Source organism: Myroides sp. LJL115, assembly GCF_054871665.1.
Map to the genome: position 1 here is coordinate 45773 of NZ_JBTXLS010000014.1, position 13746 is coordinate 59518.

14 protein-coding genes are annotated in these 13746 nt (G+C 32.4%); 6 read left to right on the forward strand and 8 right to left on the reverse strand.

Annotated features, from left to right (window positions below; all coding sequences use genetic code 11):
- Positions 1 to 86: 86 nt before the first annotated feature.
- The 4 genes from ACYSNX_RS05460 to ACYSNX_RS05475 form a co-directional block, all read right to left on the reverse strand.
- Entirely contained in the window at positions 87 to 515 is a 429-nt protein-coding gene (locus ACYSNX_RS05460; RefSeq protein ID WP_461753673.1) for a DUF2147 domain-containing protein, read from the reverse strand.
- Positions 516 to 544: 29 nt separating this feature from the next.
- Positions 545 to 1441 (reverse strand): YihY/virulence factor BrkB family protein, encoded by an 897-nt coding sequence (locus ACYSNX_RS05465; RefSeq protein WP_461753674.1) that lies wholly within the window; start codon positions 1439 to 1441, stop codon positions 545 to 547.
- Positions 1442 to 1603: 162 nt separating this feature from the next.
- Positions 1604 to 2464: a carboxylating nicotinate-nucleotide diphosphorylase gene (nadC, locus tag ACYSNX_RS05470; protein ID WP_461753675.1), complete on the reverse strand. Its 861-nt coding sequence runs from the start codon at positions 2462 to 2464 to the stop codon at positions 1604 to 1606.
- A gap of 91 nt (positions 2465 to 2555) precedes the next feature.
- Positions 2556 to 3131 carry a DJ-1/PfpI family protein gene (locus ACYSNX_RS05475; RefSeq protein ID WP_461753676.1) on the reverse strand — a complete coding sequence of 192 codons (576 nt, stop codon included), beginning with the start codon at positions 3129 to 3131 and terminating at the stop codon, positions 2556 to 2558.
- Between the two features lie 127 nt (positions 3132 to 3258).
- On the opposite strand from ACYSNX_RS05475, the gene ACYSNX_RS05480 reads away from it, so the two are divergent.
- From ACYSNX_RS05480 to ACYSNX_RS05490, 3 genes are all read left to right on the forward strand, one after another.
- A complete protein-coding gene (locus ACYSNX_RS05480; protein ID WP_461753677.1) occupies positions 3259 to 3765 on the forward strand; it encodes a hypothetical protein in 507 nt (168 codons plus the stop codon).
- Positions 3766 to 3942: 177 nt separating this feature from the next.
- Positions 3943 to 4638 (forward strand): YceI family protein, encoded by a 696-nt coding sequence (locus ACYSNX_RS05485; protein WP_461753678.1) that lies wholly within the window; start codon positions 3943 to 3945, stop codon positions 4636 to 4638.
- Positions 4639 to 4789: 151 nt separating this feature from the next.
- The gene (locus ACYSNX_RS05490; protein WP_461753679.1) at positions 4790 to 5773 is read left to right on the forward strand and encodes a YpdA family putative bacillithiol disulfide reductase; all 984 of its coding nucleotides are present in this window, start codon (positions 4790 to 4792) and stop codon (positions 5771 to 5773) included.
- Here the strand turns inward: ACYSNX_RS05490 and ACYSNX_RS05495 are convergent, their stop codons facing one another.
- Entirely contained in the window at positions 5774 to 6184 is a 411-nt protein-coding gene (locus ACYSNX_RS05495; protein WP_461753680.1) for a Fur family transcriptional regulator, read from the reverse strand. It abuts the gene before it with no gap.
- A gap of 192 nt (positions 6185 to 6376) precedes the next feature.
- Here ACYSNX_RS05495 and ACYSNX_RS05500 point away from each other — a divergent pair, with 192 nt between their 5' ends.
- Positions 6377 to 7582, forward strand: coding sequence for an aromatic amino acid transport family protein (locus ACYSNX_RS05500; RefSeq protein ID WP_461753681.1), 1206 nt, complete (start codon positions 6377 to 6379; stop codon positions 7580 to 7582).
- A 36-nt stretch (positions 7583 to 7618) separates the two neighbouring features.
- Positions 7619 to 8809, forward strand: coding sequence for an aromatic amino acid transport family protein (locus ACYSNX_RS05505; protein WP_461753682.1), 1191 nt, complete (start codon positions 7619 to 7621; stop codon positions 8807 to 8809).
- A 64-nt stretch (positions 8810 to 8873) separates the two neighbouring features.
- On the opposite strand, the gene ACYSNX_RS05510 is transcribed toward ACYSNX_RS05505, so the two are convergent.
- From ACYSNX_RS05510 to ACYSNX_RS05520, 3 genes are all read right to left on the reverse strand, one after another.
- Positions 8874 to 9593: a tRNA threonylcarbamoyladenosine dehydratase gene (locus ACYSNX_RS05510; RefSeq protein ID WP_461753683.1), complete on the reverse strand. Its 720-nt coding sequence runs from the start codon at positions 9591 to 9593 to the stop codon at positions 8874 to 8876.
- A 32-nt stretch (positions 9594 to 9625) separates the two neighbouring features.
- Positions 9626 to 10267 (reverse strand): TatD family hydrolase, encoded by a 642-nt coding sequence (locus ACYSNX_RS05515; protein ID WP_461753684.1) that lies wholly within the window; start codon positions 10265 to 10267, stop codon positions 9626 to 9628.
- Between the two features lie 64 nt (positions 10268 to 10331).
- A complete protein-coding gene (locus ACYSNX_RS05520) occupies positions 10332 to 12965 on the reverse strand; it encodes a valine--tRNA ligase (protein ID WP_461753685.1) in 2634 nt (877 codons plus the stop codon).
- A 226-nt stretch (positions 12966 to 13191) separates the two neighbouring features.
- Between ACYSNX_RS05520 and ACYSNX_RS05525 the strand changes: the two genes are divergently transcribed.
- Entirely contained in the window at positions 13192 to 13581 is a 390-nt protein-coding gene (locus ACYSNX_RS05525) for a DUF1573 domain-containing protein (protein ID WP_461753686.1), read from the forward strand.
- Positions 13582 to 13746 lie beyond the last annotated feature (165 nt).

Sequence of the window (13746 nt, forward strand, 5' to 3'; positions counted from 1 at the left end):
CTTGTTTTATGGTTACAAAGATAACACGACTTTATACTAAAGCCTACTATAAAAAAAATGGTGCCTTTTTATAAACACCACTTTTTTTATTCTACACGCTGCCAAGATTGGGTGCGTCCCAAAAGAGATATTCCTACGTATCCCCTAACATTGAGTTTGTTTGCGGACTCCAATTTAATGGAGCATTTGTATACCTTACCTGTTTCTGGATCTAAAATAGTACCTCCAGAAAGATCGTTATTTTTCTTCTGCATATTGTTGATAAAAACTAAACCAAGAATCGGCTTATCTTTATTCTCACCTTCACAATTCTCACATAAAGGATTATCCCTACTTGGATCTAAAAGTTGGACTATTTTACCATAATATTTACCTGATTTTTCGTAAATTTCTACGATAGACTTTTCCTTACCTGTGGCATCGTCTATTGTTTTCCATTTCCCAGTGATTTCTTGGGCTTGTGCACTCAAAAAACTTACCAAAAACAAAGAGATAACTAAAAGAATTTTTCTCATACTAATCTATATTAAATTAACACTCCTTATCAAATATAACTCTTTTTACTCTTCAATTTACTTATTGTTGCATTTAATTCAAAACCTAATAGCAATATCATACAGTTTATCCATAGATAAAACATAACTACTAGTAAAGTACCAATAGATCCATACAATTCATTATATCGAGCAAATCGCAATACATATACTCCAAAAAAATACGAGGTTAAAATATACAACACAGTGGTAAAAATAGAACCTATAGAAACAAAGGGGATGCTTTTTGTTTGTTTGGCTCCAAATTTATACAAAGTAGAAGTAGTTAAAAATACAATCAATAGTAGATAAAGATTTCTTGCCCAAAGAATAAGGCTACTATCTAAATGAAAGGTATACATAATAACTTCTAAAACAACATAAACAGCTACAGAAAAAATAAGTGCAAACGAGAGCCCTATAGATAACACAAGAGCCATTAGATATTGCCGGATAAAATTTCTAGAAATAGTTATATGATAAGAAGATTCAAAACCTCCTAAAATAGCAAAAACACCATTACTCATTAAGAAAATGGATAAAAAAAACCCCGAAGAAAGTAGTGATTTATAACTGTTATTCATAATATCACTTAGAATAGATTCTACTGCTCCATAGGTATTAGGAGGTAATGAATTTTTTATAAATTCCAAAAAATCAATTTGAAAATTTTCTAAGGGTATGTATGGAATAAGGTTTAAAATAAATAAGGCAAAGGGAAACAGTGCCATAAAAAAACTAAAAGCAATTGAACCTGCTCTATAAGAAAAAGCACCCTTTACTATTCCCATTATATAGAGATCTAAAAGATCGTATAAAGAGTATCCCTGTAAAAAAGAAAATTTCACTCTCTTTAAAAAACATACGATCTTATCTATTACGGGAATCTGGTAGAATTTGCCTCTCATATTTGTAAAATGAATATAATGCTGTTATGCTAATCACTGCTACTGCAATGTTTAGCCAATACATAGAATAATGCAAAGCAATTCCATATCTTAAAACTTGACTTATAGCCTGCTATGATATAAGAAATAGCTCATTTAAAACATTAAACAAGCTACCCTTTATTATAACACGGCCTTTAAACTTAAATCTAAGTTACTTATAGAATGGGTAAGCGCCCCACTAGAAACAAAGTCTACCCCGCACAGTGCATATTCTCTTACTGTAGTATGATCAATATTACCAGAAGACTCACTTTGGCATTGACCATTGATTAAAGCGACAGCCTGTTTAGTCATCTTGTAGTCAAAATTATCTAACAAAATTCTATAGACATTAGAACAAGCTAGTATTTGTTCAACCTCATCTAGATTACGCGCTTCGACAATAATCTTAAGATCTTTGTTGGTCTTTTGTAAGTAATCGTTGGTCTTTTGAATTGCTTGAGCAATTCCTCCTGCAAAATCAATATGATTATCTTTTAGCATAATCATATCGTATAAAGCAAATCTATGATTTACACCTCCTGCAATTTTAACAGCCCATTTCTCCAAAGCACGAATCCCTGGAGTAGTTTTACGTGTATCTAGAATCTTAGTACCTGTTCCTTCTAAAAGATCTACAAACTCTTTGGTTTTAGTAGCAATAGCACTCATTCTTTGCATTGAATTTAGCATAAAGCGCTCAGCTTTTAAAATAGATTGAGAATTACCACTAATATATCCAATAATATCCCCTACTTCAATTGGCTGACCATCTTGTATTAGAATCTCCAATTCTAGACTAGGATCTACTTTATTTAATATCATTCTAGCAAATTCAATTCCAGCTAAAACCCCAGACTCTTTTACCAGTATTTTAGCCTTACCTGTTGCATTGGCTGGAATACAAGCCAATGAACTATGGTCTCCATCCCCAATATCTTCCCTCAGAGCATTGGTTATGATAATATCTAACTCCTTTAAAAATTGTTCTTGTGAAATCATAAAATAAATATTGCGATGCTAAAATAAGAAATCTTTATCTACTTCTAATCTTATTTAACATCGCAAAATATATTCTAAAACAGTTTTACCCCTAACTAATTGTAATACCTAATAAGGCATAAAATTCTTTAAGTATAGCGGGATGTCCTGGCCAAGCTGGAGAAGTTACCAAATTAGCATCTACTACTGCTTTATCTGCCCCTACCTCAACATACTGTCCACCAGCTAAAGTAATATCCGGTCCGATAGTAGGATAGGCAGTTAATTTTCTATCTTTTAAAACATTTGCAACGGTTAGTACTTGAATGCCATGGCAAATAGCAGCAACAGGTAAATCCTGTAGGAAAAAATACCTTACATGCTCAATCACATCTTGGTTTAGACGAATATATTCAGGAGCTCTACCTCCGCAAATGTATAATCCTTGGTAATCCGTTACAGTAACTTCACTGAATGTTTTATTTAAAACAAAATTATGCCCCTTAAACTCTGCATAAGTTTGGTATCCTACAAAATCATGTACAGCAGTTGCAATAACATCCCCACTTTTCTTACCAGGAGCAACAACATCTACTTCTACTCCTATAGATAATAAAGCTTGATAAGGTACCATCACCTCATAATCTTCCACAAAATCTCCTGCTAACATTAATACTTTCTTTGCCATAATTACAAAATTTTAAAAATTACAAGCTCTAAAATACAATTTTAAACAATGCCAATTAAAAGTATTAAGACTTTTTTTTTACAATATGTTAAAATTTAGCATATCTTTACTATAAAAATCAATAGAAATGAAAAAAATATCCTTAGTACTTTTTACAGCATTAATTCTTTTTGGCTGTACAATTAAAGTCCCACCACCACAACATATAGTCGTGGAAGATCTTTATTCGTTAGACATTCCAGTTGCATTAGCACCTATGCATGATTTGTATCCAGGAGCGGACCTAGAATACGGTAATACCTTTACAGAGGTCTACCTAGTAACTAAACATCTCTTAGAACAAAACAATACAAACAAAGACTTTCAGACTTATGTAGAAGATGCTTTAAAAATATACCAAAACAAACCAGAGTACACTATTGCAAAACAAGAAAACTTAAATATAAATGGCTTACCTGCAAAAATGTACTATTTGGAAATGAAGTTAAATCAAATGCCGATGTTCATGATTCAAACTTTAATCCAAGGGAAAAAAGCAAATTATGAACTTATATCTTGGACAACACAAAGGGAAAAAGTATATGATACTTTAGAGCTTAAAAATATTATTGAAACTTTTAAAGAAATAGAATAAATAGTTCCCAAATAGAACTTATTCAAGAACTAATAAAAAACGATGCTTTTAGGATAGTTTCTTACATAGCCTTGTAATTTATTAACCTACATTAAGAAAGACCTCCATTTCATGGATTTTCTTGTATATTCGGATATAGAATCGTAAATTTGATAAAAATAAATTAGCATTTCAGATATGAAAAAAATCGTATTATCTTTAGCTATTGCAGCTACTTTGACTCTTGCTTCATGTGGAAACAAGAATGCAGACACAGCAACTACTACAACAGAGCAAGAAGTTGCAAAAGAACAAGGTGTTAAATATGTTGTGGATACACAAAACAGTTTCACTACTTGGAAAGTTGGACATACAGGTGGTATCGATCCAAGATGGGGGAAACTTTCTTTAAGCCAAGGAGAGGTTTCTATTGACCAAAATGGTTTAACTGCAGGAAACTACATTTTAGACATGAATACTATCACAGTTAACCCTGCATCGGTTGGTGATGATGAGAAAAAAGTTTCTGACTTAACTAATCACTTAAAGAGTGCTGATTTCTTTGATGTGGCTCAATATCCTACAGTAACTTTCCAAATTACTAAGGTTGAAGATTTAGATCCAGCTACAGAAAGCAAAATAGAAGGAGCAAACAAATCTGTAAGTGGAAACTTAACTATCTTAGGAAAGACGGTAAATACAACTTTCCCTGCAAAAATTACTATCACAGAGGAAAATGCTACTTTAGAAGCTAACTTTATCGCTAATCGTACAGACTGGGGGCTTAAATTTGGAACTAAAGACGAAAAAGGATTCGACATCAATCCAGCAGATTGGGGAATTAGTAAAGATATGGAAATTGGAGTTTTCTTAATCGCGAACAAACAAAAATAATCTATTTTTATAGACTATTATATAACTTGCAGGCTATCTTATCTATCACAGATAAGATAGCCTGATTTTTTTTACCTGATTTTGTGCAGTCTAATTAATTCAAAATTTGTATTTTTGAGAAAATTTAAAAAATAGAAGAAGATTTATTATAATGGTTAAAAATTTTGACATAGTGATAGTAGGTGCAGGTCCAATTGGTATTGCATGCGCACTAGAAGCAAAAAAAAGGGGCCTTTCCTATATTGTATTGGAAAAGGGCTGCTTGGTTAATTCATTATATAATTATCCAGTTAACATGCAATTCTTCTCTTCTTCTGAACTATTAGAATTAGATAACATTCCCTTTGTAAGTATTCAAAACAAACCTAGAAGAAATGAAGCTTTAGAGTACTACAGACGCGTATGTACCAATAGTGACTTAAATATTCAACTTTTCACTCAAGTTACCGATATTAAGAAGAACTCTTCTGGTGATTTTGAAATAGAGACTTCTAAAGGAAAGTATTTTTCCATCAATGTTATCATTGCTACTGGTTTCTATGATTTTCCAAATCTACTTCATATCCCTGGTGAAAACCTAGAGAAGGTTTCTCATTACTACAAAGATCCACATTTTTATGCTTCAACTAATGTTGTAGTTATAGGGGCTAGTAACTCCTCTGTCGATGCTGCTTTAGAATGCTATAGAAAAGGCGCTAATGTAACGATGATTATTCGCGATGAAAAAATCAGCGATACAGTAAAATATTGGGTTAAACCAGATATAGAAAATAGAATAGCTGAAAATAGCATTACCGCATACTTCAATAGTAACTTAACAAACATAACTCCTGAGCACGTTAGCTTTGAACAAAATGGAGAGTCTAAAACAATTGCTAATGATTTTGTTTTAGCCTTAACAGGATATCATCCAAATTATGAATTTCTAAGAAAGGTAGGTATTCGAATAAAAGATCAAGCAACAAAGGAACCGATGTATAATTATGACACCATGGAAACCAACATAGATAATTTATATCTAGCAGGTGTAGTATGTGGTGGTATAAATACCCATAAGTTATTTATTGAAAATTCTAGAATACACGCAAAACAAATTCTCTCCCATATTATCGAAGAGCATCGATATCGTAGTTAGTTAATCCTGGCATTGATCACAAATGCCCCTAGCTATTATTTCTAATTCGTCTAAACTAAAGTTTTTTGGCAATTCGATTTTTGGAATGGAAATACTAGGTAAACAAATTATCGCATTACAATCTCTACATTGAAAGTGTACATGTGTATCTTGGTGATTAATTTCATTACAAGCATCTTTGCATAATGCATATTGTGTTACATTATTAGAAGTGATACTATGAATTAGTCCTTTAGCTTCGAAGGTTTTTATCGTCCTGTAGATGGTAACCCTATCCGATTGCTCAAAACTATTCTCAATATCATTTAAAGTAACAGCTGTACTTTGTTTTTTTAAAAACTTAAGTACTAATAAACGCATAGCTGTTGGATTGATGTTTTTATTTTTTAATTCTAGTTCTAAAGTTAGCAAAGTCAATTATTTTATATCTTATTGTAGATAATAAGATAAGGGAATATATTGAATTTTCAAAGTACAAAACAATGCGATATCTAATCAAAGATTCTTTTTTTATTACAAAATAACAAATCGAGTTGATAATTGAGAAAAATAAAAATATATTTATGTTTTTTTACAATTATCCTCAAATAAAACATCATAAAAGTGAATAGCAAACTAATCGGAAGTATTCTTATAATAGCTGGAACTGCCATAGGCGGGGGCATGCTAGCAATGCCCATTATATCCTCAGGAGTTGGCTTTAGTGGAATAACCCTAGTAATGGTTTTAATTTGGATAGCAATGTGTTATACGTCTTTATTATTGGTAGAATGTTACAAAGAGCATTCCCACACAGATGGATTAAGTACGATGACCCATAGATACCTTGGATCGATAGGCTCTATTGTTACGGGAATCTCAATGCTAACCCTTATGTATGCTCTAGTTAGTGCTTACATAGCTGGAGGAAGTGATATTTTACAGCTAAATCTAAAGAATTGGTTAAATATTGCCTTGACCCCTTGGCAAACAGCCATTGTATTTACCATTATCTTCGGAGGTATCGTAGCCTTAGGTGCCAAAGTAGTAGATGTAGCAACAAAATGGATTTTTGTAGTAAAATTGGTCTTCCTATTTATCATAATAATAACCATGCTTGGCTATATAAAAGTAGATAATTTACTTGCCTCACCTATAGAGCAAAAACTTTTTTACTCCTCTATTCCCATTATATTTACCTCTTTTGGTTTCCACATCGTTGTACCGAGTATGGTAAAATACCTTAACGGAGATCAGAAATTACTAAAGAAAGCTTTCTTTTATGGAAGTCTTTTACCCTTAGTTGTATATATATTTTGGCAAATGTCCATTTTAGGAAGTATTGCACCTTCTACTTTATACAGCATTATTCAAAACAACAAAGGATTAGAGGGAATGATTCTAGCAGTAAGTAGTATCTCAGAATCCACTTGGATGCAAATTCCTATAAATGTTTTTACAGCAGCAGCTATTTTAACTTCTTTATTAGGAGTAGCGCTAGCACTCTTTGATTATATTAAAGACCTATCTAAAAAAACTTCCTTTAAAGAAAATCGCTTCATTTTATTTTTAATTACTTTCCTGCCACCTTTATTATTTGCTTTATACTATCCTAAAGGATTTATATTAGCTTTAAGCTACGCAGCAATTTCTGTAGTAATCACTTCTTTATTTATACCTGTTTTCATGTATATACAAGTAAAGAAAACAAGACATGAAAAAGTCACCTTTTTTCAAAAATTTGCCTTCCTACTAATAATCACATTTGGAGTTTCCATTTTGGTAATTCAAACTTTAATGACTCTTGGAAAACTTCCAATTTTAGAATAAAAGAAATAACACCCAACTTTAAATACAAAAATAAAAATGCAAAGATTCATAGGAAGTATCCTAATTGTAGCAGGAACAACTATTGGAGCAGGAATGCTAGCTATGCCAATTATATCCGCAAGCGTAGGCTTTGGCTTTATGACATTAATCCTATTTACTATATGGTTTGCAATGTGCTACACCTCTATCCTACTAGTAAACGTATATAAATATAACTCTCACGAAGATGGGTTAAATACCCTTACCTATAAGTATCTTGGAAATGGAGGAGCTATTATTACAGCTTTAAGTATGTTAAGTTTAATGTATGCCTTAGTTAGTGCCTATATAACAGGAGGAGGAGAAATTGTAAAAACTAATCTAGAGAACATTTTCAACATAACTCTTTCCCCGGAGGTAGCAGCAGTAATATTTGCAATTATTTTTGGAGGCATTATCCTTTTTGGGACTAGAGTTGTAGATATAAGTACTAAAATTGTTTTCTCTGTAAAACTACTTTTCTTATGTATTGTAATAGGTTTACTATTGCCGAAAATTCAAGGCGCGAACTTAGAATACATTCCTAGTAGCACGCTGCCTATCATAGCTACTATTCCCGTAATCTTTACCTCTTTTGGTTTTTATGTTGTAATTCCAAGCTTAGTTAAATACCTTCATGGAGACACTAAAAAACTAAAGTGGGTTTTTATCATCGGAAGTAGTATTCCTTTAGTTTTATATATCATTTGGGAACTAACTATTCTAGGAACAATTGAAAACGAAAAATTCACAGAAATACTTAAACAAAATTCCGGTCTAGAAGGATTACTGAGTGCTATTAGAAATGTATATGACTCTAATGTAATTCGCATAGCCTTTAATATATTTGCGGCGGCAGCTATTCTAACCTCGTTTTGGGGGGTAGCCTTAGCCTTAAATGATTTTATCAAAGATTTAGGGAAAAAGAAAACCTATATTACCAATAATTTTTCTGCATTAGCTCTAACGTTTGCTCCACCGATTATCTTTGCATTATTCTATCCAGATGGCTTTATTATGGCCTTGGGATATGCATCTATATCTTTGGTAGTTCTTGCTTTGATTATGCCAATGCTTATGCTTATAAAAGCCCAAAAACAAAACGGAATTAAATCTGGCTTGTTGCAAAAGCTAGCTTTCACCTTTCTTTGGATATTAGCTATTGCAATTGTAGTAATACAACTACTACTTTCTGCAAAATGGATATAACATCATAAAAAAGCCGACTCTATTTTAGGAGTCGGCTTTTTTTATAAATATACCTTTTCTGGTGTTATTTCTTCTCTAATAAATAACAGATAACATATTCTGCAGAACGCAAACCAAATAAAGCTGGCATCCAGCTATTTGTACCAAAGAAAGATTTTTTAAAGTTCTTTCCATCTGTCATCTTCAAACTACTTTGATCAGGCTGTTCTGTACTAAAAACCGCTTTCACCCCAGAACTAATTCCTTCTTTTTTCAAGCGTTTTCTAATCTGTTTTGCCAAGGGACATACATCTGTTTTAGAAATATCTTTCACAGTAATCTTGCTAGAAACCATCTTTCCTCCTGCACCCATATTACTAATCACCTTTACCTTGTTTCTCTTAGCAGCCAAAATCAAATTCACCTTGGGAGTAACACTATCTATACAGTCTAGTACATAATCATAATCTGGAGTTACAATCTCAAAAGCGCGTTCAGGAGAAATAAACTCTTCTACACAAGTTAAGTTTAATTGTGGGTTGATATCCATCAATCTAGCTGCTACAACACTTACCTTAGACAAGCCAATAGTGGAATGCAAAGCAGGTAATTGTCTATTAATATTGGTAATATCTACGGTATCTCCATCAATAATGGTCATATTTCCTATTCCTGCACGTACTAAAAACTCTGCTGCAAAAGATCCTACTCCACCTAAACCTACTACTAATATCTTTGCATTTTTTAATCGTTCTAAGCCCTGTTCTTTAAAAAGTAGTTCAGCGCGTTCTTGCCAAATTGCCATGTGTTCGAAATTAAATTAGCTCTATGCTATTATTATATTATATTTTTAAATACTCTTTTAAAGTTCTTCTCTATTGTTACTTCTATATCTGCATGTAAGCAAATAGCTTTATTGTAAACCTGATCGATACTATATTCCTTATTATCGTCTGTTTCTAAAAAGACATAATCTTTGTCTATAGCTTGAAATACTTTTGCTACAGATTCTTGCTGTATTATAGCGCATCCAAAACTCAAATAAAAACCACTTTTCTGTAAACTTAAAGCAAGTTCTTTCGACTTTCTAAAACCATGAATTATTAAAGGAACGGTAATATTATATTCCTTTTTTAATCTAATAATGGTATCATAATGAGAGACAAGGTGTAAAATAACTGCTTTGTTATAACGCTGTGCAAGCTGTAATTGCTTGATCAAAACCTGTTCTTGTAAAACTAAATCCACTGAACTATACTTATCTAGCCCACACTCTCCAATAGCTAAAAAACCCTCAGAAGAAATATTCTGCTGTAAAATAAGCAATTCTTCCTCTATAGTTTGCTCCTTGATATACCAAGGATGTATACCAATAGAATAGTATCTGACTTGTTTATCTAACTCCAGAGGATATTGATTGAAAATAGCTATCTCATTTTGTATCTTACTCTTACTATGAGTGTGTATATTTATACGCATAGGCAAAAATAAAAAAAGAGTTGCCAAATTGACAACTCTTTAATAAAATATTATAGTTAATAGACTATTTTAAAGCTTTTAAACTATGTTCAATTGTGGCGATCTTCCCTTGGGCATCGGCCGCTTTTTTACGTTCATTATCTACAACTGCAGCAGGAGCACCACTTACAAATTTTTCGTTTGATAATTTACCTTGTACAGAGCGTAAAAACCCTTGTAGGTATTTTAACTCTTCTTCTAATTTTTCAATCTCTTGTTCCACATCTACACTTCCTGTAATTGGAATAAAATATTCATTAGAAGCAACACGGTAAGATAAAGCACCACTCACTTGTTCAGTAATATATTCAATGCTACTAACATTTCCTACTTTTTCAATAACAGGGTCAAATCTATCTGATACACCTAAAGTGTTTAAAACCTTTAACTCTATTGTTTCTTTAAAAGAGATATTCTTATCTTTTCTAATAGTACGAATTCCTGCTATTACTTCTTGAGTGAATTCAAACTCTTTTATTAACTTCTCATCAAAGCTTTGCATAGTAGGCCATTGAGACACTACTAAAGCCTCCTGAGCAGAACGTTCTGCAATATGCTGCCAAATCTCTTCCGATAAGAATGGCATAAAAGGATGAAGTAATTTTAAATTCTCTTCTAATAATTCAATTGCTGCTGCATAAGTCTTCTGGTCGATTGGTTGTTGGTAACCTGGTTTAATCAACTCTAAGAACCAAGAACAAAAATCATCCCATACTAGCTTATACGTAGTCATTAAGGCATCTGAAATTCTATATTTTTGGAAGTGATCTTCAATTTCTACTAAAGACTTTTGCAGTTTAGCACGGTACCACTCGATTGCAACTTTATTACAAGAAGGCTGAGCGATATCATTACTTACTTCCCATCCTTTAATCAAACGGAAGGCATTCCATACTTTATTAGTAAAGGCTTTACCTTGATTACATAACTCTTCATCAAAAAGAATATCGTTACCAGCTGAAGCAGAAAGTAATAACCCTACTCTTACTCCATCTGCACCGAATTTTTCAATTAAACCTAGAGCATCTGGTGAATTCCCTAAAGACTTAGACATTTTTCTTCTTTGCTTGTCTCTAACGATTCCAGTGAAGTAAACATTATTAAATGGTTTTTGACCAGTATACTCAATTCCAGCCATAATCATTCTAGCAACCCAGAAGAAAATAATATCTGGACCAGTTACTAAATCATTCGTTGGATAATAGTATTTAAATTCCTCATTATCTGGATCACTAACTCCGTTAAATACAGCCATTGGCCATAACCAAGAAGAGAACCAAGTATCTAACGCATCTTGATCTTGCGTTAATCCTTCTATAGTTAAATTAGCATTTCCTGACTTAACTTTTGCTAATTCTAAAGCTTCCTCAATAGTTTGTGCAACTACAAAATCTTCTTTTCCTTCTCCAAAATAATAGGCAGGTATTTGATGTCCCCACCATAATTGACGTGAAATATTCCAATCGCGAATATTTTCCAACCAACTTCTATATGTATTATTATATCTACTTGGATATAATTTAACTTCATTATCTACTAAAACTGCATCTAAAGCAGGTTTAGCTAATTCTTCCATTTTAAGGAACCACTGATCTGATAAACGAGGTTCAATAACAGCTTTAGTACGCTCTGAAGTACCAACATTATTGATATAATCCTCTACTTTATGCATTAAAGATAATTCTTGTAACTCTTTTGAAATTTCCTCACGAACTACAAAGCGATCTTTTCCTTTATAATGTAAACCATAATCATTTAAAGTAGCGTCTTCATTAAAAATATCGATAATTTCTAAATCATGACGGTCTCCTAACTCCTTATCATTTACATCGTGCGCAGGTGTAACTTTTAAACAACCTGTACCAAATTCCATATCCACATAAGAATCGAAAATAATTGGAATAACGCGATTACAAATTGGAACAATTACCTTTTTACCTTTCAAATGTGCATAACGCTCATCCTCTGGATTAATACAAATAGCAGTATCTCCTAAAATAGTTTCTGGTCTTGTAGTAGCAACAACTAAAAATTCCTCTGATTCTTCAATTTGGTATTTTACGTGGTATAACTTACCTTGTCTCTCTTCATAAATTACCTCTTCATCAGATAAAGTAGTTTTGGCCTCTGGGTCCCAGTTTACCATTCTGTATCCACGGTAAATAAGTCCTTTATTGTATAAGTCAACAAAGCTCTTAATTACTTGTTCTGACATTTGAGGGTCTAAGGTAAATTTGGTACGCTCCCAGTCACAAGAACATCCAAGTTTTTTTAATTGCTCTAAAATAACTCCACCGTATTCCTCTGTCCAATCCCATGCATGAGCTAAGAACTCCTCACGAGTTAAATCGTTTTTATTGATTCCTTGCTCTTTTAATTTTGCCACAACTTTCGCTTCTGTTGCAATAGAGGCGTGATCCGTACCAGGTACCCAACATGCATTAAGCCCCTTTAAACGCGCACGACGAATTAAAACATCTTGAATAGTATTATTCAACATATGTCCCATATGTAAAACTCCAGTCACGTTAGGTGGAGGAATTACAATAGTATAAGGTTCTCTTTGGTCCACAGTGGAATGAAAATAGTTATTTTCAAGCCAATATTGGTACCACTTTTTCTCTACCTGTTTGGCATCAAATTGTGCTGGAATACTCATTATGATTATTTTTTACTTGTTTTAAAATTTGGGAAAAGCACAAACACTTTACTTTTTTAAGGAAGATAAAATACTTTTCTTAAAATTTCTGTATATTTGTGTAGTGCAAAAATAGATATTACTAGGTAATAATAAAAAAAATAGACTAAAAATGAATAAAAAGGAGTACTTCTTTTGTTTTCATTTGGAATAATTTGTCTTTGTTTAACTTCAAAATAGATATAAAATGAAAAAAATAGTTGCCCTAATGGTATTAGTCTTGACAACTACACTATCTTTTGCTCAACAAGGAGCAAAAATTGAATTCGAAGCTGCTAACAATACTATAGACTATGGCACTGTAGTACAAGGAAAGGATAACGGTCTTAGAACCTTTGACTTCACTAACACAGGAGATGAACCTCTTATAATTATGAATGTTCGCTCTTCATGTGGATGTACAGTTCCTTCTAAGCCTACGGAACCTATTTTACCAGGTCAAAAAGGAAAAATAGACGTAAAATATAATATGGCCCTAGGTAGAATTAGCAGAACAATTATTGTAGAAAGTAATGCTGTTAACTATACTAATGGTGTTGTGCCTTTAAGAATTAAAGGAGAAGTTGTAAAACAATAACTTCTTAGAAAACTAAAATAAAAAAAGCTTATGATAACTCGAGGGCACTGAAAAAGTCCCTTTTTAAAATAGAAGCTTAAAGTAAAGAGGTAAACTATTAAAAGCAATCGCTTTTATAGTTTACCTCTTTCTGTTTATATTTACCTGTTTTTTAAAATTCACAGG